This window comes from Streptomyces sp. S063 (assembly GCF_002832675.1).
Taxonomy (GTDB): Bacteria; Actinomycetota; Actinomycetes; order Streptomycetales; family Streptomycetaceae; genus Streptomyces; species Streptomyces sindenensis.
This window is the reverse complement of the sequence record NZ_CP021707.1, coordinates 3,350,216-3,371,531: the sequence shown is the minus strand read 5'-3', so window position 1 is coordinate 3,371,531 and position 21,316 is coordinate 3,350,216. Positions and strand designations below refer to the sequence as shown.

Annotated in this window: 25 protein-coding genes; 16 read left to right on the top strand and 9 right to left on the bottom strand. The window is 72.4% G+C overall.

What is annotated here, in order from left to right:
- Positions 1–27: 27 nt before the first annotated feature.
- Positions 28–1,056, bottom strand: coding sequence for a GlxA family transcriptional regulator (locus CCZ36_RS15350; RefSeq protein ID WP_206515734.1), 1,029 nt, complete (start codon positions 1,054–1,056; stop codon positions 28–30).
- A 71-nt stretch (positions 1,057–1,127) separates the two neighbouring features.
- On the opposite strand from CCZ36_RS15350, the gene CCZ36_RS15345 reads away from it, so the two are divergent.
- Entirely contained in the window at positions 1,128–1,484 is a 357-nt protein-coding gene (locus CCZ36_RS15345) for a cupin domain-containing protein (RefSeq protein WP_069738138.1), read from the top strand.
- 168 nt (positions 1,485–1,652) lie between these two features.
- On the opposite strand, the gene CCZ36_RS15340 is transcribed toward CCZ36_RS15345, so the two are convergent.
- Positions 1,653–2,318 (bottom strand): fascin domain-containing protein, encoded by a 666-nt coding sequence (locus tag CCZ36_RS15340; protein WP_069738084.1) that lies wholly within the window; start codon positions 2,316–2,318, stop codon positions 1,653–1,655.
- Positions 2,319–2,694: 376 nt separating this feature from the next.
- Here CCZ36_RS15340 and CCZ36_RS15335 point away from each other — a divergent pair, with 376 nt between their 5' ends.
- On the top strand, positions 2,695–3,630 hold the full coding sequence (locus CCZ36_RS15335) for a phosphatidylinositol-specific phospholipase C (protein WP_128817877.1): 936 nt from the start codon (positions 2,695–2,697) through the stop codon (positions 3,628–3,630).
- A gap of 12 nt (positions 3,631–3,642) precedes the next feature.
- Here CCZ36_RS15335 and CCZ36_RS15330 read toward each other — a convergent pair whose 3' ends face one another.
- The 5 genes from CCZ36_RS15330 to CCZ36_RS15310 form a co-directional block, all read right to left on the bottom strand.
- Positions 3,643–5,058 (bottom strand): HAMP domain-containing sensor histidine kinase, encoded by a 1,416-nt coding sequence (locus CCZ36_RS15330; protein WP_128819517.1) that lies wholly within the window; start codon positions 5,056–5,058, stop codon positions 3,643–3,645.
- Positions 5,059–5,153: 95 nt separating this feature from the next.
- Positions 5,154–5,894 (bottom strand): response regulator transcription factor, encoded by a 741-nt coding sequence (locus CCZ36_RS15325; protein ID WP_069742385.1) that lies wholly within the window; start codon positions 5,892–5,894, stop codon positions 5,154–5,156.
- A gap of 71 nt (positions 5,895–5,965) precedes the next feature.
- Entirely contained in the window at positions 5,966–7,024 is a 1,059-nt protein-coding gene (locus tag CCZ36_RS15320; protein ID WP_206515733.1) for a S1C family serine protease, read from the bottom strand.
- 97 nt (positions 7,025–7,121) lie between these two features.
- Complete coding sequence (locus CCZ36_RS15315; protein WP_069742387.1) at positions 7,122–8,162, bottom strand: LacI family DNA-binding transcriptional regulator; 1,041 nt, start codon at positions 8,160–8,162, stop codon at positions 7,122–7,124.
- 24 nt (positions 8,163–8,186) lie between these two features.
- Positions 8,187–8,993 carry a response regulator transcription factor gene (locus tag CCZ36_RS15310; protein WP_069738089.1) on the bottom strand — a complete coding sequence of 269 codons (807 nt, stop codon included), beginning with the start codon at positions 8,991–8,993 and terminating at the stop codon, positions 8,187–8,189.
- A 344-nt stretch (positions 8,994–9,337) separates the two neighbouring features.
- Between CCZ36_RS15310 and CCZ36_RS15305 the strand changes: the two genes are divergently transcribed.
- The 8 genes from CCZ36_RS15305 to CCZ36_RS15275 all read left to right on the top strand — a co-directional run bounded on the left by CCZ36_RS15305 (position 9,338) and on the right by CCZ36_RS15275 (position 14,935).
- Positions 9,338–10,225, top strand: a complete 888-nt coding sequence (locus CCZ36_RS15305) for an alpha/beta hydrolase (RefSeq protein ID WP_128817875.1) — start codon at positions 9,338–9,340, stop codon at positions 10,223–10,225.
- 62 nt (positions 10,226–10,287) lie between these two features.
- The gene (locus CCZ36_RS15300) at positions 10,288–10,542 is read left to right on the top strand and encodes a MoaD/ThiS family protein (protein ID WP_006125697.1); all 255 of its coding nucleotides are present in this window, start codon (positions 10,288–10,290) and stop codon (positions 10,540–10,542) included.
- Positions 10,543–10,552: 10 nt separating this feature from the next.
- Entirely contained in the window at positions 10,553–11,983 is a 1,431-nt protein-coding gene (locus CCZ36_RS15295; RefSeq protein ID WP_128817874.1) for a hypothetical protein, read from the top strand.
- Between the two features lie 149 nt (positions 11,984–12,132).
- Complete coding sequence (locus CCZ36_RS15290; RefSeq protein ID WP_128817873.1) at positions 12,133–12,822, top strand: LmeA family phospholipid-binding protein; 690 nt, start codon at positions 12,133–12,135, stop codon at positions 12,820–12,822.
- A 277-nt stretch (positions 12,823–13,099) separates the two neighbouring features.
- Entirely contained in the window at positions 13,100–13,180 is an 81-nt protein-coding gene (locus CCZ36_RS36960; RefSeq protein WP_350310325.1) for a putative leader peptide, read from the top strand.
- Positions 13,181–13,366: 186 nt separating this feature from the next.
- Positions 13,367–14,206 (top strand): sulfurtransferase, encoded by an 840-nt coding sequence (locus CCZ36_RS15285; RefSeq protein ID WP_069738093.1) that lies wholly within the window; start codon positions 13,367–13,369, stop codon positions 14,204–14,206.
- Between the two features lie 40 nt (positions 14,207–14,246).
- Positions 14,247–14,534, top strand: coding sequence for a DUF1416 domain-containing protein (locus CCZ36_RS15280; RefSeq protein ID WP_003968135.1), 288 nt, complete (start codon positions 14,247–14,249; stop codon positions 14,532–14,534).
- A gap of 143 nt (positions 14,535–14,677) precedes the next feature.
- Positions 14,678–14,935, top strand: a complete 258-nt coding sequence (locus CCZ36_RS15275; RefSeq protein ID WP_128817872.1) for a DUF3099 domain-containing protein — start codon at positions 14,678–14,680, stop codon at positions 14,933–14,935.
- A 35-nt stretch (positions 14,936–14,970) separates the two neighbouring features.
- On the opposite strand, the gene CCZ36_RS15270 is transcribed toward CCZ36_RS15275, so the two are convergent.
- Positions 14,971–15,333, bottom strand: a complete 363-nt coding sequence (locus CCZ36_RS15270) for a DsrE family protein (protein WP_069738095.1) — start codon at positions 15,331–15,333, stop codon at positions 14,971–14,973.
- Positions 15,334–15,641: 308 nt separating this feature from the next.
- On the opposite strand from CCZ36_RS15270, the gene CCZ36_RS15260 reads away from it, so the two are divergent.
- The 3 genes from CCZ36_RS15260 to ygfZ are packed head-to-tail and all read left to right on the top strand — an operon-like array spanning position 15,642 to position 17,697.
- Entirely contained in the window at positions 15,642–16,214 is a 573-nt protein-coding gene (locus CCZ36_RS15260; RefSeq protein ID WP_069738096.1) for an FABP family protein, read from the top strand.
- 57 nt (positions 16,215–16,271) lie between these two features.
- Positions 16,272–16,721 (top strand): Fur family transcriptional regulator, encoded by a 450-nt coding sequence (locus CCZ36_RS15255; RefSeq protein WP_069738097.1) that lies wholly within the window; start codon positions 16,272–16,274, stop codon positions 16,719–16,721.
- A 10-nt stretch (positions 16,722–16,731) separates the two neighbouring features.
- A complete protein-coding gene (gene ygfZ, locus CCZ36_RS15250; protein WP_069738098.1) occupies positions 16,732–17,697 on the top strand; it encodes a CAF17-like 4Fe-4S cluster assembly/insertion protein YgfZ in 966 nt (321 codons plus the stop codon).
- A gap of 23 nt (positions 17,698–17,720) precedes the next feature.
- Here ygfZ and dtd read toward each other — a convergent pair whose 3' ends face one another.
- Positions 17,721–18,170, bottom strand: coding sequence for a D-aminoacyl-tRNA deacylase (dtd, locus tag CCZ36_RS15245; RefSeq protein WP_069738099.1), 450 nt, complete (start codon positions 18,168–18,170; stop codon positions 17,721–17,723).
- 115 nt (positions 18,171–18,285) lie between these two features.
- Here dtd and CCZ36_RS15240 point away from each other — a divergent pair, with 115 nt between their 5' ends.
- The 3 genes from CCZ36_RS15240 to CCZ36_RS15230 are packed head-to-tail and all read left to right on the top strand — an operon-like array spanning position 18,286 to position 21,251.
- On the top strand, positions 18,286–18,933 hold the full coding sequence (locus tag CCZ36_RS15240; RefSeq protein ID WP_234428124.1) for an RsiG family protein: 648 nt from the start codon (positions 18,286–18,288) through the stop codon (positions 18,931–18,933).
- Between the two features lie 50 nt (positions 18,934–18,983).
- Positions 18,984–19,970 carry an asparaginase gene (locus CCZ36_RS15235; RefSeq protein WP_069738100.1) on the top strand — a complete coding sequence of 329 codons (987 nt, stop codon included), beginning with the start codon at positions 18,984–18,986 and terminating at the stop codon, positions 19,968–19,970.
- A gap of 24 nt (positions 19,971–19,994) precedes the next feature.
- Positions 19,995–21,251, top strand: coding sequence for a GNAT family N-acetyltransferase (locus CCZ36_RS15230; RefSeq protein WP_069738101.1), 1,257 nt, complete (start codon positions 19,995–19,997; stop codon positions 21,249–21,251).
- Positions 21,252–21,316 lie beyond the last annotated feature (65 nt).

Genomic DNA, 21,316 nt, shown 5'->3' with positions numbered 1-21,316 from the left:
AAGGCCATGCGGGAGCGTCCCGGTGGCTCAGCGGTCGACCGCACTCGCTGCTGTCCCTGCTTCGCCGAAGAGGCGGCGGTACGCGCCGGGCGTCGTCCCGACAGCGGTACGGAACCGCCGCCGCAGGTTGACCGCCGACGACAGTCCCACCCGGGCCGCGACCGTCTCGACGGGCAGATCGGTCCGCTCCAGCAGGGACCGGGCCGCGTCGATGCGCCGCTGGAGCAGCCACTGCCCGGGGCTGACCCCGACCTGGCGGACGAACCGGCGGGCGAAGGTGCGCGGGGAGAGTCCGGCGTACGCGGCCAGCCGGCCGACGGAGAGGTCCGCCGCCAGCCGGGTCAGGGCCCACTCCAGGACGGGGGCCAGCGACGCGTCGGTGCCGGTGCCGGTTCCCGGGCCGGTGCCCGGGTCCGTGAGGGCGGGCGGGGGCGCGTACGGGAGCTGGCTGCCGTCCCGGTGCGGCGGCAACACCATGCTCCGGGCCACCTGGGCGGCGTAAAAGGAGCCCAGGTCCGACCGTACGAGGTGGAGGCAGAGGTCGATGCCCGCTCCGCTTCCCGCGCTGGTCGCCACATCGCCGTGGTCGACGTACAGCACGTCCTCGACGACGCTCACCTCGGGGAAGGCGTCAGCCAGTTGCCCGGTCCGCCGCCAGTGCGTGGTCGCGCGCCGGCCGTCCAGCAGCCCGGCCCGGGCGAGGACGAAGGCGCCGGAGCAGATCGACACGGTGCGCGCCCCGCGCCGGTGGGCCGCCCGCAGTGCGTCGAGGACGTCGCCGGGCACGGGTCCGCCGGGCGGCTGCCAGCCCGGTACGACGACGGTGTCCGCCCTCCGCAGGGCGTCGAGGCCGCTCTCGACGAGCAGCGGGTATCCGGTGGTGGTCGGCAGCGGGCCGGGCCGCCGCGCGCAGATCTCGAAGGTGTAGCGCGCGGGCACTTCCGCGTGGACGCCCCCGAACACCTCGGCCGCACAGGCGAGTTCGAAGGGCGACTGCGGATCGTTGAGCAGCGCCACCACGTGATGGGGCCGGGGTGCGGGCAGGGGCGGGGGCATGGCAGGAAAGTACCCGAGGATGTCAGGACAGACACTCGCCCCGGGTGATCGTCCCGCGCGACGGTGGAGTCATGAGCGAGGACACCCGAACGAACGCGGCGAGCACCCCGGAAGCGGGCGACCTGAAGACCGTCGTCCAGGTCGACGACGTCGAGGCACACGAGGTGGCTCCGGGCATCTGGCGCCGAAGGCTGCCCGCCACGGCGTACGCCCGGGGCTGGCTGATCGACTTCGCGGCGGGCACGGAGTGGCCCGAGGTCGACGAACACGCGACAGAGGAACGGTACTTCGTCCTGAGCGGCGAGGTCATCGACGGCGGCGAGCGCCATGGGCCGGGGGCGTACATCGTGTTCGCGCCGGGCAGCGAACACCGTCCGCGCACGGAGAAGGGGGCGCGGATGCTGGGCATTTCGCTGATGAGCGCCTGAGCGCCTGAGCGCCTGAGCGCCTGAGGGCGTGACGCGTGGGAGGGCCTGGTTGCCTGAGCCCGGGGCCGGCCGCCCCGCACACACGCCGACCCGTCCGCCCGGAACAGGGGACCGGGCGGACGGGTCGGGGGATGGGGGCACTCCCGCGCTGCGGCCCGGCCCGTGGTGTCAGTCGCCGATCTGGAAGAGCTCGAACTGCTCCCAGGCGCCGGTGACCTCAAGGGACCGGGCGCGCAGCGCGTACTGGAGCGATCCCGTGTAGCTGTTCTCCATGGCGACGAAGCGGCCGTTCAGCGCGGACTGGAGCGCCCAGCGGTCCGCGTCCTCGTTGTAGTAGAGCGTGAACCGCTCCCAGGTGCCCACGCCGGTCGAGCGGGCGCGCAGGATGTTCTGCGCGTTGCCGGTGTAGTTCCGCTCGACCGCGACATAGAGGTTGTTCGCCAACGACTTCAGCGCGTACGTCTCGGTGGCCTCGTGCCATTCGAAGGCGAAGCCCTCCCACGCGCCGGTCACCGCGGCGGAACGCGCCCGCAGCACACCGGTGTTGGGGGCGGCGTAGTTCTTCTCGGCGGCCGTGAACTTCCCGTTGCGGACCGACTTCAGGGCGAACGTTCCGGAGTCGTCCGCCTGGGCGGAGGCGCTGCGGCCCGTGGCGGCCGGGGCCTCGGTTCTCCCGTCGTCGGCGGCGATTCTCGCCAGCTCGGTCCCGTCCACCTTCTCCCATCCGGCGGGCGCGGCGGCGGGCCTGTCGGTCCGCGGTGCGGCGCTCGCCGCGGGGGCGGCGAGGACGGAGGCGGCCAGCAGGGCGCTCAGGGAAAGGACGGCGGAGGTCATACGTCGCACAGGTCTTCCTCGCATGGGGTCGATGGATTCCGTGACGGAGGGAAACGAAGGCGCCGGCCATTGCTCGTGAGCTTGCCGAAGATCGCCTTTTCTCCGCGCGGTGGTTCCGGTCGAATAGGCCGGTCAAGTGGGTTCAGAATAGAGGCGTTTCACTATTTCCGGCAATCCTTTTATGCGGCTTCGGCAATTCCGTCCGGCGACATATTGAATATTCTGTTCCGTGGTATTCCGTTCACCCTGGCGCGGCTCTGCGGGGCGGGGGCGTACGTCCTCTTTCCTGCGTGGCATGCACCCGACAGAATCCAGAGGTCCGTCCGGTCAGGCCCGGCCCGGTCCGGCTCCCCCACGGCCCTTGGAGGCACCCCGCATGTCCAGTCCCGCGCGCACGCCCGAGCCCGCGTCCCTGTCCCGGCCCTCCCGCAGAGGATTTCTGGCCGGCGCCCTCGCCGTATCCGCCACCGCGATCGTGGGTGCGGCGCCCGCCGTCGCCGCCACGCGGGAGAAGGCCCGGGCGGTCCGGGGGACGCAGGACTGGATGGCCGCGCTGCCCGACGGCATCGCGCTCCAGCGGCTGACGATCCCGGGGACGCACGACTCGGGGGCCCGGTTCGGCGGGCCCTGGTCGGAGTGCCAGAACACCACCATCGCGCAGCAGTTGACCAGCGGCATCCGCTTCCTCGACGTACGCTGCCGGCTCATCGACGGCTCGTTCGCGATCCACCACGGGGCGTCGTTCCAGAACATGATGTTCGGCGATGTCCTCATCGCCTGCCGGGACTTCCTCGCCGCGCGCCCCACCGAGACCGTGCTGATGCGGGTCAAGCAGGAGCACTCCTCCGCGAGCGACGCCGCGTTCCGGGCGGTCTTCGACGACTACCTGGACCGGCGGGGCTGGCGCTCCCTGTTCCGCCTCGACTCCACCCTTCCCGACCTCGGCGGGGCCCGCGGCAAGGTGGTGCTGCTCGCGAACAACGGCGGGCTCCCCGGGGTGCGGTACGCGGACCCGGCGCTCTTCGACATCCAGGACGACTACATGGCGGAGCCGTTCGCCAAGTACCCGAAGATCGAAGCCCAGTTCCGCAAGGCGGCCTCACAGCCGGGCAAGTTCTACATGAACTACGTCTCCACCGCAGCTCTCATGCCGCCCCGCTGGAACGCCGACCGGCTCAACCCGCAGGTGCACTCCTTCCTGGAGCGCCCGGAGGCCGCCGGCTGGACGGGGCTCGGCATCGTCCCGCTGGACTACCCGAACCAGCGGTCCGGGCTCGTCGAGTCGTTGATCCGGCACAACCCGGCGGGGTGAGCCCGCTCGGCCTCACATCTCCGGCGGCGGCGTCGGCGCCCCCGGCAGCGTCAGGGCCGCCACCGTGCCGGGGCCCCCGTCCGGGGCCGGGCGCAGGGCGATCGTGCCGCCCGCCTGGTGCACCGTACGGGCCACGATGGACAGGCCCAGGCCCGAGCCGGGGAGCCGGCGGGCGGTCGGGGAGCGCCAGAAGCGTTCGAAGACGTGGGGGAGCTCCTCGGCGGGGATGCCGGGGCCCCGGTCCCGTACCGTCAGCTCGCCCCGGTGCAGGCGCACGTCGATCGTGGCGCGCGGCGGGCTGAACTTCACCGCGTTGTCAAGGACGTTGACGATCGCCCGCTCCAGCGCGGCCGGCTCCGCCCGTACGTACCAGGGGGCCAGGTCCTCCGTGATCGTCAGCTCCGGGCCGCGCAGGCGGGCGCGGCGCAGGGCGGTGCGGGCGATCTCGTGCAGGGCCACCACCTGGAGCGGGCCCGGCTCGGCCGCGTCCGGGCGGGCCAGCTCCTGGAGGTCGCCGATCAGCGCGGCCAGCTCCGTCATCTGGGCCTTCACCGAGGCCATCAGCGCCTTGCGGTCCTCCGCCGGGATCGCCCGGCCCGTCTCGTCGCTGCGGGCCAGCAGCTCCACGTTCGTCCGCAGCGAGGTCAGCGGGGTGCGCAGCTCGTGCCCCGCGTCCGCGATCAGCTGCGACTGGCGGTCGCGCGAGGAGGCCAGCCGGGCGGCCAGGGAGTTGAAGGAGTTCGACAGCCGGGCGATCTCGTCCTCGCCCTCGACCGGGATCCGTACGGTCAAGTCCTCGGTGCGTGCCACGTGTTCGACCGCGTCGGTGAGTTCGTCCACCGGGCGCAGCCCCGCCCGCGCCACCCACAGTCCGGCCGCGCCCGCGCCGACGACGCCGATGCCGCCGACGAGGGCCAGCACCCAGGCGAGCGTGGACAGGGGCGCGTCGATCTCGCTGAGCGGCCGGGCCACCGAGACGGCCAGCTCGTTGTTGGCCTGGCCGGAGCTGACCACCGGCGGCAGCTTGCGGGTGTGGACCCGCATCTCCTGTCCGGCGTCGTTCTCCGTCGTGTGCAGGGCGTCGGCCTCCCGCCCCGCCGCCACCGCGATGTCGCTGGGCTGGGCCGGGACGGGTGTCGTGTTCGGCGCCGTGCAGTAGTCGCCGTTCGCCGCGACGATCTGCACCGTGTACTGGCCGGGGAACTCCTGGGCGGGCAACTGGCCGCCGCTCAGGCACGAGGACAGCAGATCGCGCATCGGCCCGTTGTCCATCTTCGCGTTGCGCAGCGAGTCGTCGAGCTGGTCCTCCAGCTGCTCCCGGGTCACGAACCAGCAGGCCACCGCGACCGCCGCGACCGCCACCGCGACCGCCGTGGCCACCAGCAGCGCCAGCCGCGAGCGCAACGGCAGCGCCCGGAACCGGCGCAGCGGACCCCCGCCCCGCCGATCCCGCCCGGCCGTGGCGGCCGTCGACCCGACCGTGCCGTCCTGCCCCCGCCCGTCCGCGCCGGGCGTCGACCCGCTCACGCCTCCCCGCTCCCGCCCGTCCGCAGCGCGTACCCCACCCCGCGCACCGTGTGGACGAGCCGCGGCTCGCCGCCCGCCTCCGTCTTGCGGCGCAGGTACATCACGTACACGTCCAGGGAGTTGGAGCTCGGCTCGAAGTCGAAGCCCCAGACGGCCTTGAGGATCTGCTCCCGGGTCAGCACCTGGCGCGGGTGGGAGAGGAACATCTCCAGCAGCGTGAACTCCGTACGGGTCAGCTCCACCCGCCGCTCGCCCCGGGTGACCTCGCGGGTCGCCAGGTCCATGCGCAGATCCGCGAAGGACAGCACGTCGTCGTCGGGGACCTCCGCGCCCGCCGCCGCTGCCGACGCGTACGAGCTGCGGCGCAGCAGGGCCCGGATCCGGGCGAACAGCTCGTCCAGCTCGAACGGCTTGACCAGGTAGTCGTCCGCCCCCGCGTCGAGGCCGGTGACCCGGTCCCCGACGGTGTCGCGGGCGGTGAGCATCAGGATGGGCGTGGTCGAACCGGTGGCCCGGATGCGCCGGGCGGCGGTGAGGCCGTCCATCCGGGGCATCTGGATGTCCAGGACGATGAGGTCGGGTGCGTACGCCTCGGCCATCGCCAGGGCGTCGTACCCGTCGGCCGCGACCTGCGTCCCGTACCCCTCGAAGGCGAGGCTGCGCCGCAGCGCCTCGCGCACGGCCGGCTCGTCGTCGACGATCAGGATGCGCTGGGGATCGTCATCGGCGGGGCTCATCGCTGTCTCGTCCTCATCTCGTGTCGACCTGGGTCCGTCCGCCCTGCGGGGGTGCTCTCAGCCTTGCACGGTCAGGAGCCGTTCCCGGCGCGCAGGGTGTCCAGATCGGCCTTGAGCGTGTTCACCGGGATCGCGAACCCGAGGCCCACGCTGCCCGCCGAGGAGCCGCTGCCCGCGGCCGAAGAACTCGGTGCGTACATAGCGGAGTTGATGCCGATGATCTCCCCGTCCATGTTGATCAGCGCGCCACCGGAGTTGCCGGGGTTGAGCGAGGCGTCGGTCTGGAGCGCCTTGTACGTGGTGGTCTCCTCGCCCGTGTCGCCGTTGAACTGCTGCCCGCCGAACTCGAACGGCCACTCCTGACCGCCGCCCTGCCGGCCCCGGCCCTGCCCCTGTCCGGAGCTGCCGGAGTCGTCCCTGGCGACCGTGACGTCCCGGTCGAGCGCGGAGACGATCCCACTGGTGACGGTGCCGGTCAGCCCCTCCGGCGAACCGATCGCCACGACCTGCTCGCCGACCTTGACCTTGGAGGAGTCGCCCAGCGCCGCCGTCTTCAGTCCGCTCGCGTTCCGGAGCTTGATGAGCGCCAGGTCCTTGTCGGGGTCGGTGCCCACGACGTCGGCGGTGTACGTCTTGCCGGTGGAAAGGGTGACCTGGATCTGCTGCGCGCCCGAGATGACGTGGTTGTTGGTGACGATCTCGCCGTCCTCGGTGATCACCACGCCCGAACCGGTGGACCTGCCCGCCGACGAGGCCGCGCCGATCTCCACGATCGCGGGCGACACGGCCTCCGCGACGCCCGCCACGGTCCCCTTGCTGCTCTGCGAGACGGTGGTGCCGTTGACCGCTCCGCCCGAACCGGTGGCGGCGGAGTCCTGACCGTTCAGCCGGCCGACGAGGGTGGCGGTGCCGCCGCCGATCACGCCCGCCGCGATCGCCACCGCCGCCAGCAGCGCGACCGGCCGCTTCGCCTTGCGCCTGCCGGTGGCCGGGGCGTACGCGGGCGGCGGCGGGTATCCGCCCGTAGCGTTGTCGTACGCCGTTCCGTAGGAGGAGGCGTACGGGTACGAGGCCGGGTCCTGGCCCGTCGAGTGCGCGCCGCTCGGGCGAAGGTTCTCCGTCATGTCCATCAGGCTGGTCGGCGAAGATGAGAACGGCCTGAGTACGTCCTGAGAAGCCCGGAAGAACCGCGTATGCCCGCTGTAAAGGCTCGGCGGGCACCGACGGTCAGACGGACGGCGTGGGCTCTCCGCAGCCGCACGAGCGCCGGACCACCAGCGCCGACGGGAACTGCTTCAGCCGCTCCCGCCGCGATCCCGAGACCCGCAGCGCGTCGTCCAGCACCAGGTCCACGGCGGCCCGCGCCATCGCCGGACGGTCGGAGTAGACCGTGGTCAGCGGCGGATCGGTGAGGCCCGCCTCCTTCACGTCGTCGAAGCCCGCGACCGCCAGCTCGCCCGGCACGTCGATGCGCAGTTCGCGGGCGGCCCGCAGCACGCCGAAGGCCTGGTCGTCCGTGGCGCAGAAGATCGCCGGCGGCCGGTCGGGCCCGGACAGCAGACCGAGGGCCACCTGATAGGCGTCGTAACGGTTGTACGGGGCCTGGAACAGCCGGCCCTCCGTGGAGCGGCCCGACTCGTGCATCGCCCGCCGCCAGCCCTCGACGTGGTCGGCGACCGGGTCGCCGACCGCCGGGGTCTCCTCCGTACCGCCGAGGCAGGCCACGTACGGATGGCCGTGCTCCAGCAGGTGGCGGGTGGCGAGCTGGGCGCCGCCCACGTCGTCGGTGACCACGGCGACGTCGTCGATCGCCTCGGGGCGCTCGTGCAGCAGGACGACCCGGGCGTCCCAGGCCTCGATCTCGGCGGCGGCACGCTCGCTGGGGCCCTGGCTGACCAGGATCAGCCCGGAGACCCGCATTCCGAGGAAGGCCCGCAGATAGTGGACCTCGCGCTCGTCGCGGTAGTCGGAATTGCCGACCAGCACCATTTTCCCGCGCTCGGCGGCGGCCTGTTCGACCGCGTGCGCCATCTCCGCGAAGAACGGCTGCCGGGCGTCCGGCACGATCATGCCTATGAGGTCCGTGCGGCGCGAGGCCATGGCCTGGGCGACCCGGTCGGGCCGGTAGCCCAGCTGTTTGATCGCGGCGAGCACCCGCTCGCGCGTGGCCGGGGCGACCGGCCGGGGTCCGTTGTTGATGACGTAGCTGACGACCGCGGTCGACGTCCCCGCCAGTCTCGCCACATCGTCCCGCGTCACCTTGGCCACGCGCGGCAGTCTACGCGGATGGACCTATCCCTTGGCAGCCCGGACCGGGGCTTCTTGCTCCGCCGTGGCCGAAGAGGACTGCTCCGAACGGGCGACGGGCCCGTCCGGCTTCTGCCGGGCGGCGGACCGGTCCTTCGCCTCCTCCGCCGCGCGCTCCACCTTCTCCGGCACGACGAAGCGGTAGCCGACGTTGCGGACGGTCCCGATCAGCGACTCGTGCTCGGGGCCGAGCTTGGCGCGCAGCCGCCGTACGTGGACGTCGACCGTCCGCGTACCGCCGAAGTAGTCGTACCCCCAGACCTCCTGGAGGAGCTGGGCGCGGGTGAACACCCGGCCCGGGTGCTGGGCCAGGTACTTCAGCAGTTCGAATTCCTTGAAGGTCAGGTCCAGGACCCGGCCCTTGAGTTTCGCGCTGTACGTCGCCTCGTCGACGGAGAGATCACCGTTGCGGATCTCCATCGGTGAATCGTCCGAGGTGATCTGCTGGCGGCCCATGGCGAGCCGCAGCCGCGCCTCGACCTCCGCCGGTCCCGCCGTGTCCAGCAGGACGTCGTCCACGCCCCAGTCGGCGGTGACGGCCGCGAGACCGCCCTCGGTGACGACGAGGATCAGCGGGCAGCCGGGTCCCGTGGACCGCAGCAGCTGGCAGAGCGAGCGGACCTGCGGAAGGTCGCGCCGGCCGTCGACGAGGATCACGTCGGCGCCCGGGGTGTCCACGAGGGCCGGGCCCTCGGCGGGGGCCACCCGCACGCTGTGGAGCAGAAGACCGAGTGCGGGGAGCACCTCCGTCGACGGCTGGAGTGCGTTCGTCAGAAGCAGCAGTGAACTCATCGCCGCCCACCTGCCTGGTTCGGTCGATCGTGTTGCACGGTTCGCTCGCCCATTACGTCGGTCCTCCTCGTTCCCTGCGAGAGGGGCACTCCCGGGCCGGACCCGGGGGAGTATGCGGCACTGCTTCGTACGTCAAGCGGGTCCTGCGTGCGGCCCCGCGCCCCGGGGACCGCTGAGCTTGTGGAAACGTCGTCGTAACAACGCCCGTAAAGCACAAAAGGACCCGGGGGCTGCATTGCCCGGATCCTCTTCGCAGCAGAATAGCCCACATGAGTTCCGTGTCCGAGGGCCGATTCCGGGGTTCCTCTGTTCCCTTGCTCACGCCACCCCCACGATTCGCCACATTGCTGACGGATGACGGCGTGCCGGTCGAGGCGGTGTACGAACCGTGTACGGCGGGCCTCCGGGCCCCGGGCGGCGGGGCCGCCGGGACCCCCGCCGCGGCCCCGGCGACGACTCCCGCGACGACCTCCGCGATCGTCGTCGCGCACGGGTTCACCGGGTCGGCCGACCGCCCCGCCGTACGTCGTGCCGCGCGGGTGTTCGCCCAGCGTGCGGCCGTGATCACGTTCTCGTTCCGGGGGCACGGGCGGTCCGGCGGGCGCTCCACGGTGGGCGACCGCGAGGTGCTGGATCTGGCGGCGGCGGTGGCCTGGGCGCGGCAGCTCGGGCACACCCGGGTGGTGACGGTCGGGTTCTCGATGGGCGGCTCGGTGGTTCTCCGGCACGGCGCTCTGTATACGGCGGACCCCGTCGCCGGAGGTCCGGATTCCGAGGCGGGGGATACAGCCGTTCGCGTGCCGGAGCGCGAGGGGCGCATGCAGCGCACGGGGGCGCACTCGGACGCGGTGGTCTCCGTCAGTGCGCCTGCCCGTTGGTACTACCGGGGGACGGCCCCGATGCGCCGGCTGCACTGGGTGGTCACCCGACCCTCGGGCCGCCTCGTCGGCCGCTACGGATTCCGTACCCGAATCGCGACCGAGGACTGGGACCCCGTCCCGCTCTCCCCGGTCGCCTCGGTCCCGCTCATCGCCCCCGCCCCGCTGCTGCTCGTGCACGGCGACCGGGACCCGTACTTCCCGCTGGACCACCCGAGGATGCTGGCGGAGGCGGCCGGTCCCGGCGGCGCGGAGCTGTGGCTGGAGCGCGGTATGGGGCACGCGGAGAACGCGGCGGACGACGCCCTCCTGGCCCGCATCGCCGACTGGGCGACGGGCCCGGCGCCCGCGTGACCCATCATGGAGAGCTGACGCACGAGGCGTCCGACGAACCGACCGACCGAAGGAGTGGCGCCATGGCAGCGGGGACGATCCGCTACTGGGCCGCGGCGAAGGCCGCCGCCGGCACCGCGGAGGAGCCGTACGCGGCGGCGACCCTCGCCGAGGCGCTCGACGCGGTGCGCGAGAGGCACCCCGGCGAGCTGAGCCAGGTGCTCCGGCGGTGCTCGTTCCTCGTCGACGGGGACCCCGTGGGGACCCGCGAGCATGAGACCGTACGCCTTGCCGAGGGCGGCACGGTCGAGGTGCTCCCGCCGTTCGCAGGAGGGTGAACCGCAGGCCATGAGCAGCAGCGATCAGCAGTACCCGTATCCGTACGACCCCGAGCACCAGCAGCGGCCCGCGCCGCCGCACTGGCCCGACGGGACGGCCGGGCAGCACGCCGGGACCCAGGAGCCGGCCGCCTTCGACCAGGGCGGCACGCAGACGTGGCAGGCGCCGACCTGGGACACGCAGTACCAGCCGACGATCCGCCCGGACGAGGGGCCGGGGCGGGCGCACGGTCACGGGCAGGTCCCTGGGTACAGCCAGCAGCCGGAGCCGTACGGGCAGCAGCAGCAGCCGGAGCCGTACGGGCAGCAGCAGCAGCCGGAGCCGTACGGGCAGCAGCAGCCGCGGCACTCGGAGCCGTACGGGTACCAGCAGCCGACGCCCGATGCGTACGGGATGCCTCAGCCTCAGCCGCACCCTCCGTACCAGCAGCACCAGCAGTACCAGGGGCAGCACCAGCAGCAGGCGTACCCGCCCTCGGCCGCCGACACCGCGTATCTGCCGCCCCAGGGAGCCTCGGGCTCCTACCCGCTGCCGCCCGAGGTGCCGGCCACGCCCGCCGCACCCGTGGCACCGGCCGCGCCCGCTCCCGCACCCGAGCCGGTGGCCGCGCCCGCGCCCGCCACCGCGCAGTCGGGCCCCGGCGACACCGGCTACAGCGCGCCCACGACGCTGGGCAACGCCCGCATCACCGACGCCCAGCGGGCCCGTGCCGAGGGGCGCTCGCCGATCATCGCGCCGGGGATCCAGCCCGCGGCGCTCACCGCCGCGCTCGGCCTGCTGCTCGCGGGCGGCGCGGCGATCGGGACGTACGCCCTGCTCGTCCCGGTGGTGCTCCTCCAGGCGGTGACGGCCGCCGGCTGGTTCCGGCTCAACGGCATGTGGCCCGCTCGCCAGGGCATCGCGCTCGCCTTCGCCGGGGGGCTGGCCGCCGATGTCGCCCTGCTCGTGGCGGGCCGGGAGCACGGTCCGGCCGCGCTGCTGGGCACCCTGGGCGTCTGGGTGCTGCTCACCGTGGTTCTCCAGCTCCGCAGCCACGCGGGGGCGGACGAGCGGATGTACGGCCTGATGGCCACCGTCGTCTCCGCGGCCCTCGCGGTGCTCGCGGGCGGATTCCTCGCGGCGGACCCGGACGCGGTGGTCGTCGGCGGGGCGGCCGTGGCGGCGGCCACCCTCGTCCGCGCCCTCCCGCTGCCCGGCACGGTCTCCCTCGTGATGGCACTGGTCACCGGGGTGGGCACGGGCCTCGTCCTCGGCAACTCGACCGACTTCGGGCCGCAGGGCACGCTGCTCGGTCTCGCGGCGGCCGGCTGCGCGCTCATCGGGCTGCGCGTGGCGAGCTACGACTACCCGTCGCGGTTCGTGCACATGACCGCCGGGGTGGCGCTGCCGCTGACCCTGGCGGCCCCGGCCGTCTACGTGGTCGGCCGCGCCCTCCTCTGACCGCTGACCGCTGCTTCGTACGGCTGCTGACGGCCCCTCGGGAACCACCGGGGGGCCGTCGGTCGTCGATCATCCAGGGTGTCCATTCCTGCCGCAGTAGGCTCGCGGGCGCCAGGGAGACCGATCGGCTCAGGGTGGGGAATCGAGACATGCGCGCACTGCGAATACTGCTGGTCCTGGTGGTGGTGCTCGGCGGCCTCTTCCTCGCCGTCGACCGCGCGGCCGTCTGGTTCGCCGAGTCCGAGGCCGAGGACCGGGTCACGATCAGTGGGGGCGGCCCCGCCACGACGGACATCTCGATCAAGGGCTTTCCCTTTCTCACCCAGCTCGCCGGATCGAAGCTCGACCGGGTCGACGTCAACCTCACCGGCATGAAGACCAGCGCCGCGGGCCGCACGATCCGGGTCAGCGAGGTCCGGGCCCGGCTCCACGACGTGAAGCTCGGCTCCGGTTACCGGACCGCGACCGCCACCCGCGCCACCGGCACCGCGCTCGTCAGCTACGAGGACCTCACGGCGGCGGCCAGCGACGGCGTCGTCGTGGAGTACGGCGGCAAGGGCAAGGCGAAGGTCACCGGCACGGTCGAGGTCCTCGGGCGGCCGATCTCGCGCAGCGTGCTCTCCACCGTGACCCGTGTCGACGGCCACACGATCAAGGTGCGCGCCGACAAGGTGCCGGGCGAGGGGATCCCCGGCGTGGAGGAGCTGGTCCGCAAGAAGACCGACTTCGAGGGCGACATCGACGGGCTGCCGAGGGGGCTGGAGCTCCAGGAGGTCAAGGTGACCGAGAAGGGCCTGGAGATCGCGGTGACCGGCTCGAACGTCTCCCTGACCGGCTGACAACTGACGGCTGACGCCGGTCGCCTGACGGCCGTCCGGCGACCGGCTGACGGCCTGATCCGACCACTCGCTCCGACCGCTCGCTCCGGATGAATCCGCGTGGATCCGGATGGTGAGACAACCGTGTCCGGTCCGCAGATGCGGGGAAGGTCCGGGGGAGCACGGCAGCGGATGCCGGGGCGGATCCCCGCTCTCCCGTCTCGCATCACGGATGATCGTGTCTCACCATGCGACACGACGGTGACATCTCCGTCCGTACCTCCCTACGATCGGACGCATGAAGCGACAGGCGGATCTCACGAAGCGGCGGGCAGTAGACCTGTGCCGCGTCGCCGCCATGCTCTGTCGCACCTTCTGAGCGGGACCGCTCGCACCGTCGCAGCCGCCCCGTTTCCCCCGGCCCTCCGACCGTCACCCCCGACCGTCACCAGGGCCGACCCCGTGCCCCGTACGCGCCGCTTTCCGTGCCTCCGCGCGTACACCCGCACCCAGCAACTCCGCATCTCGCACCACCCCGCCGCAGACTGCCCCGGAGGAGAACAGCATGAGCCGCAGCGACGTCCTGGTAGACGCCGACTGGGTCGAGGCCCACATCGACGACCCGCAGGTCGCGATCGTCGAGGTGGACGAGGACACCTCGGCGTACGAGAAGAACCACATCAAGAACGCGATCCGGATCGACTGGACCAAGGACCTCCAGGACCCGGTCCGCCGTGACTTCGTCGACCAGGCCGGCTTCGAGAAGCTGCTCAGCGAGAAGGGCATCGGCAACGACACGCTGGTCGTCCTCTACGGCGGCAACAACAACTGGTTCGCGTCCTACGCCTACTGGTACTTCAAGCTGTACGGCCACGAGAACGTCAAGCTCCTCGACGGCGGCCGCAAGAAGTGGGAACTGGACTCCCGCGACCTGACCGACGTCGTTCCCACGCGCCCGGCCACCCAGTACAAGGCCAAGCCGCAGGACGAGTCGATCCGCGCCTACCGCGACGACGTCGTCAAGGCCATCGGCAACCAGAACCTGGTCGACGTGCGCTCGCCCGACGAGTTCAGCGGCAAGCTGCTCGCCCCGGCCCACCTCCCGCAGGAGCAGTCGCAGCGCCCCGGCCACGTACCGAGCGCCCGCAACATCCCGTGGTCGAAGAACGCCAACGACGACGGCACCTTCAAGTCGGACGACGAGCTGAAGGCCCTCTACGAGGCCGAGCAGGTCGACCTGTCGAAGGACACCATCGCCTACTGCCGCATCGGCGAGCGCTCCGCGCTCACCTGGTTCGTGCTCCACGAGCTGCTCGGCCAGGAGAACGTCAAGAACTACGACGGTTCCTGGACCGAGTACGGCTCCCTCGTCGGCGTGCCGATCGAGCTCGGCGCCAACAAGTAACCCCACCGACCAGCACCGCGACGACCCGAAGGACAGAACCATGTGTGGAGCACAGGCCGGTGGCCCCGACGCTTCGACGATCAAGCCCGGTGAGACCACCATCCAGGGCAGCGTGACCCGCGACGGCGAGCCCGTCACCGGCTACGTGCGTCTCCTGGACTCGACCGGCGAGTTCACCGCCGAGGTCCCGACCTCGGCGACTGGACAGTTCCGGTTCTACGCCGCCGAGGGCACCTGGACGCTCCGCGCCCTGGTTCCGGGCGGCAGCGCCGACCGCACGGTCGTCGCGCAGACCGGCGGGCTCTCCGAGGTCGCCATCGCCGTCTGATCCTCAGGGATCACGGCACGCCGGGTCGTGCTTTTCCCGGCACAACGAACGGCCGGAGGGCCGCACCCCAGGGGGTTGGACGCCACCTGACGCGGGGTGCGGCCCTTCGTGCCGTCCGGCGGCCGGAGTCCTACGCTGGAAGCATGTACGCCCGACGCAGGAGGAACTACTTCCTGATGATGGGCGGATGCATCGCGCTCTTCGTGTCCGCCTGGGCCGTGGTGCGCCTGTGGTCCATGCCCGTCGCCATCGGCATGTGCGTCGTCGCCATGGTCATCCCGCCGATCGCCGCGATGATCGCCAACCGGCGCGGCCCGGAGGACCGTTGGTGGGACGACCCCTCCGGCGATCCCGAGTCCGACGCGTGGTGGGACGAGCTGGACGGCAAGAAGCGCCACTGAGACCGCCCGCGCCCGGGCGGGGGAGCAGCGGGGGATCAGTAGACGAGCGCCTGTGTGCCGTCCGCCATGGCCTCCTGCACGAAGACCTGCGCACCCGCGATGCGCACGCCCTCCAGCACGTCCTTCTCCGTGATGTCGCGTCGGGCCGCGCACTGGGTGCACAGGGTGATCCGGCCACCCGCGAGGATCGAGTCCAGAAGGTCGGGCAGCGGGGCGGCGTGCGGCAGTTCGAACTCGGCGGCCCGGCCCGGCAGCGCGAACCACGAGGACTCGCCGGTCAGCCAGAGCGAGACCTCCACCCCGCTGGCGGCCCCCACGGCCGCCACGGTGAAGGCCTGCGAACAGCGCTCGGCGGCCTCGGGTCCGGCGGTCACCTTGATCACAAGCTTCTTCGGCATGTCTCGAACTGTATCCATCCGGGTCCGTCCGGGCGGCAGCCTCCTTGCCGGGCCGACACCTGAACGAGAAGACCGGGCCTCCACCCATTAGGCTGGGTCCCGGCCCTGTCACCGCCGCCCAACCGCCCGTCACGAGGAGCTCCCCGTGCTTGAAGCCTTCTTCACCGCCCTGCTGGTCCTGGTCTGCGTGGGCGTCACCGCCTTCGCCGCGATCACCGTGAAGAAGCTGTACCAGGGCCAGCGCTGACCCTCGTCGGCCGTCGGTTCCCGCCCACCCCTCGCACCCTCACAGATCGTCTGAGCCGCTCATGATCGCGATTCCGTCCGACCTTCACCCGGACCTCGTCCCGCTGGCCTTCCTCCTCGGAAACTGGGCGGGCGCGGGCGTGTCCGACTTCCCCGGCGCGGAGAAGTGCAACTTCGGCCAGGAAGTCACCTTCAGCCACGACGGCCGGGACTTCCTGGAGTACGTCTCCCACACCTGGGTCCTGGACGAAGAGGGCAAGCAGGTCCGGCCGCTGGAGACCGAGAGCGGCTACTGGCGCATCGACAAGGACCGCAAGGTCGAGGTCGTCATGTCCCGCGACCAGGGCGTCATCGAGATCTGGTACGGCGAGCTGGCGGACCAGAAGCCGCAGATCGACCTGGTCACCGACGCGGTCGCCCGCACGGCGGCCTCCGGCCCGTACAGCGGTGGCAAGCGGCTCTACGGGTACGTCAACAGCGACCTCATGTGGGTCGGCGAGAAGGCCACCCCCGAGGTCGAGCTGCGCCCGTACATGTCGGCGCACCTGAAGAAGGTCGTCACCCCCGAGGAGGTCGCCGAGATGGCGCGCAACCTCGAGGACATGCCCGACGACGGCATCGCTTTCTTCAAGTAGGAGCCGCCGGGACCGCGGGACCGGCCGGGGTTTGACCACACGTCCTAGACTGGGCGTGTGGTGACCACCGACTGGAAGACCGATCTTCGGCAGCGCGGCTACCGGCTGACGCCCCAGCGGCAGCTCGTCCTGGAGGCGGTCGACGCCCTGGAGCACGGCACTCCGGACGACATCCTGTGCGAGGTGCGCAAGACGGCGTCCGGCGTGAACATCTCGACCGTCTACCGGACCCTGGAGCTCCTCGAAGAGCTCGGGCTCGTCAGCCACGCGCATCTCGGCCACGGCGCCCCCTCGTACCACCTGGCCGACCGGCACCACCACATCCACCTGGTCTGCCGGGACTGCAAGGACGTCATCGAGGCGGACCTGTCCGTCGTCACCGAGTTCACGCGGAAGCTGCGCGCCGACTTCGGCTTCGACACCGACATGAAGCACTTCGCGATCTTCGGCCGCTGCGCGGACTGCACAGGGGCGATGGCCGCGAAGGACACCTCCGCCAAGTCGTAGGCTGGGCGGCATGAAGAGCCCCCTGCTGTCCCTGCCCGGCGCCGTCCCCGCCGAAGGCCGCGACGAAGGTGTCGCCGCGCACTACGGCGACCTGTTCCGCGAGCAACGCGCCCTCGCCGACGGCAACGGCTTCGTCGACCTCTCCCACCGGGGCGTCGTCACCGTCACCGGCGACGACCGGCTGAGCTGGCTGCACCTGCTGCTCACCCAGCACGTCAGCGACCTCGCCCCGCACCGGGCGACCGAGGCCCTCATCCTCTCCGCCAACGGGCACATCGAGCACGCGATGTATCTGGTGGACGACGGCACGACGGTGTGGATGCACGTCGAGCCCGGCACCCAGGCCGACCTGATCGCCTACCTGGAGTCGATGAAGTTCTTCTACCGGGTCGAGGTCGCCGACCGCACCCCGGACATCGCCGTCGTCCAGCTCCCGGCCGGGTCCATCGCCCGGGCCCCGGACGGGGTGGCCGTACGGGAGACCCCGCAGGGCCGGGACCTGTTCCTGCCGCGCGAGGGGCTGGAGGCGTTCGCCGCCGCCCACGGGCCCGCCGCCGGGATCCTGGCGTACGAGGCGCTGCGCGTCGAGGGGCACCGGCCGCGCGTCGGCTTCGAGACCGACCACCGCACCATCCCGCACGAGCTGGGCTGGATCGGCACCGCCGTCCACCTCCAGAAGGGCTGCTACCGGGGCCAGGAGACCGTGGCCCGCGTCCACAACCTGGGGAAGCCACCGCGCCGGCTCGTCTTCCTGCACCTCGACGGCAGCGAGGTGCACCTGCCCGGCCACGGCACACCGGTACGGCTGGCCGCCGACGGCCAGGAAGGCCGCCAGCTCGGCTTCATCACCACCTCGGCCCGCCACCACGAACTGGGCCCGATCGCCCTGGCCCTGGTCAAGCGGAACGTGGCCGTCGACGCGGAGCTGATCGCCGGGGACACGGCGGCCGCCCAGGAGACGGTCGTCGAGCCGTAGAGCCCTGTTCCGGCGGCGTACGGCTACACCTCGATGATCACCGTGAACGGGCCGTGGTTCGTGAGCGAGACGCGCATGTCCGCTCCGAACCGGCCCGTCTCCACCTGCGCCCCCAGCGCCCGCAGCCGCGCCACCACCTCGTCCACCAACGGCTCGGCGACCTCGCCCGGCGCGGCGGCGTTCCAGGTGGGCCGGCGACCCTTGCGGGCGTCCCCGTAGAGAGTGAACTGAGAAATCACCAGGAGGGGCGCATTCACATCGGAACAGGACTTCTCGCCCTCCAGGATGCGCACCGACCAGAGCTTGCGGGCCAGCTGCGCCGCCTTCTCGGGGGTGTCGTCATGGGTGACCCCGACCAGCACACACAGGCCCTCGCCGATGATCTCCCCGACGGTGCCCGGCACCGACGGGTCGTCCGTCGCGCCGGCGACGGAGACGCTCGCGCCATCCACTCTCTGTACCACTGCACGCATACAGACCAACCTATCTTGGGCTGAACGGGTACAAGACGTCAGCGGGGGCGTGGGCAGGGGTGGCACGATGCACGATGTCGGTGTGCCGACGCACCGGTCGAGGGGACAAAACAGCATGAGTACATATGGAGCCGGACAATCTCCCGGTGCCGTTCCGGGGGCCCGTACCAGCACCCTGAGGTCACCCGTACAGCGCAGTCTGCCGGGACATGCTCCCGTGGTGCCACCCGCCACGCCCGCCACCGCCACCGTGCCGGAGCAGGCCGGCGGCGACGCGGGGTTCGGGGGGCTGCGGCTGCCGGAGCTGCGGACGCTGCGCCGGGAGGCCCAGCGCGACGAGGCCGATCTCAGTTACGTACGCCGGCTCGTGCAGGGCCGGATCGACATCCTCCGGGCCGAACTGGCCCGCCGCCGGGACCCGGAGGCGCCGGTGGAGGACGCCCCGGTGGTCGACCGGCTCTCGGAGATCCTGGCCGACACCCCGTCCCGGCACCGCTCCTCCGCCCGGCACGTCACGCTGACGACGCCGCGCGGCGACGAGTTCCGGCAGCTCGCCGCCGAGAACCTCGCCGAGGTCGGGCTGTCCGACCTGGACGCCCGGACGGACGAGGAGCTGCACACGGCGATGGGCCGGCTCGTCCGCTACGAACAGCAGGTCTCCCGGCGTCGTCACGAGCTCCAGCGCACGGCCGACGATTGCGGCGCGGAGATCGCCCGCAGGTACCGTGACGGGGAAGCACAAGTGGACGACCTGCTCGCCTGAAGCGACCCTTCCGGGCGCGGGTCCCGCACCCCGTCCCCGGAAGGCCACCCATGACGTCGACCGACGCCCCGACCGCCATACCCTCCGTCCCGGCACCCGCCCCGCCCGTCCTGGCCGAGGTCGTGCGCTCGGGGTTCACCGAGGGCCACCACCGGGGGTCGCTGGTCCTGCTGGCCGCCGACGGCAGCGTGGAGCGGGCGATCGGCGATCCGGCGGCGCCGGTCTTCCCCCGGTCCTCGAACAAGCCGATGCAGGCCGCGGCGATCCTGCGGGCGGGTCTCGACCTGTCGGGCGAACGGCTGGCGCTGGCCGCCGCGAGCCACTCCGGGGAGCCCTTCCACCTCGACCTCGCGCGGAAGATGCTCGCCGAGCACGGACTGAGCACCGCCGACCTCCAGACCCCGCCCGACCTGCCGCTGGACCCGGTGGAGGCGGAGACGTACCTCGCGGCCGGGAACGTACGCGAGCGGATCACGATGAACTGCTCCGGCAAGCACGCCGCCATGCTCGCCGTCTGCGTCCGCAACGGCTGGGACACCGCCACCTACCTCGACCCCGCCCACCCGCTCCAGCGGCTCGTCGGCCAGGTCGTCGCCGAGGCCGCGGGCGAGCCCGTCGCGGCGGTCGGCACGGACGGCTGCGGGGCCCCGCTGATGGCGATCGGGCTGACCGGCCTGGCCCGCGCCTTCCGCTCCTTCGTGCTCGCGGAGCCCGGGAGCGCCGAGCGCCGGGTCGCCGACGCGATGCGCGCCCACCCGGAGTACGTGGCGGGCACCCGGCGCCCCGACACCTGGCTGATGCGGGAGGTGCCGGGGACGCTCTCCAAGATGGGCGCCGAGGCCGTCCAGGCGGTCGCCCTCGCCGACGGGCGGGCCCTCGCCTTCAAGATCGACGACGGGGCGGTCCGGGCGCTCGGCCCGGTGCTCGCCCGCGCCCTGGAGCTGCTGGGCGTCGATGCCCCGGTGGTCGCCAGGATCGGACGTTCGCCGCTGCTCGGCGGGGCGGCCGAGGTCGGGGAAATTCGCGCGACATTCTGAACCGTGCCTGCTTAGCGTGGAGGAATGAGCCTCGATGTCCGCCCCGTCACCCGCTCCGAGATCGCCGACTGGATGAAGGCGGTGGGCGTCGGCTTCCTGACCCCCGCCGCCGAGAAGCCGGGCGAGGAACTGGTCGCGGACCGGTTCGGCGATGCGGACCTCTCGCGTATGCAGGGCGTCTTCGACGCCGGGCGGTGCGTGGCGACGTTCCGCTCGTTCGCCCAGCAGCTCACCGTGGTCGGCGGGGCCACCGTGACGGCGGACGCGGTCACCGGGGTGACGGTGTCGCCCACGCACCGCCGCCGCGGACTGCTGAGCCGGATGATGGCCACGGACCTGGCGGCGGCCAAGGAGCGCGGCGAGGTCGTCGCCTCGCTGATCGCCGCGGAGTACCCGATCTACGGACGGTACGGCTTCGGCCCCGCCTCCTGGACCGCCGAGTGGGAGATCTCGGTGGCCCGCGCCGGGCTCGACCCGCGCCGCTCCGGGCAGCCGGCGGACGGTGGCCGGATCGAGCTGGTGGACGGCGCCGACGTCCGCAAGACCGGCCCCGAGGTGCACGCGGCGCTGGCGGCCCGGCACCCCGGCGTCGTCGGCCGCGGCGAGCGCTGGTGGCGGACGCGTACGGGCGTCGCACCCCGGGCGGAGCACGAGACGTGGACCGAACCGTTCTACGTGGTGCACCGCGCCGCGAACGGCGAGGTCGACGGCCTGCTGGTGTACGGCGTGGACGACAAGTGGGGCGACTCCAAGCAGCCCCTGAACACCGCTTCCGTACGGGACATGATCGCGCTGAACCCGGCGGCGGAGCGGGCCCTGTGGCACTACCTCTGCTCGGTCGACTGGATCACCACGGTCCGCTCGGGCCACCGCGCCCCCGACGACCTGCTCCCGCTGCTGCTCCCCGACCCGCGTGCGGCCCGCATGGTCACCCACGCGGACTGGCTGTGGCTGCGGATGCTGGACGTACCGCGCGCGCTGGAGGCCCGGACGTACGCGGTCGAGGCCTCGCTCGTCCTGGACGTCCGGGACCCGGCGGGCCTGGCCGGGGGCCGCTTCCTGCTGGACGCCTCGGACTCCGGCGCCCGCTGCACCCCGACCACGCGGAGCGCCGACCTCGCCCTGGACGCGGCGGAGCTGGCCACGCTGTATCTGGGCGACGAGTCGGTGCGGCGGCTGGTGGACCTGGGCCGGGCGGACGAGCTGAGGCCGGGTGCGGCGACGACGGCGGACGCGGTGTTCCGCACGGGCCGGCGGCCCTGGTGCCCGGACGTGTTCTGAGCGGCCCGGCTGTCGCGGTCCGGCTTCTGCGGCTCGGCTGGCGCGGTCCGGCTCTGCGCTACGCG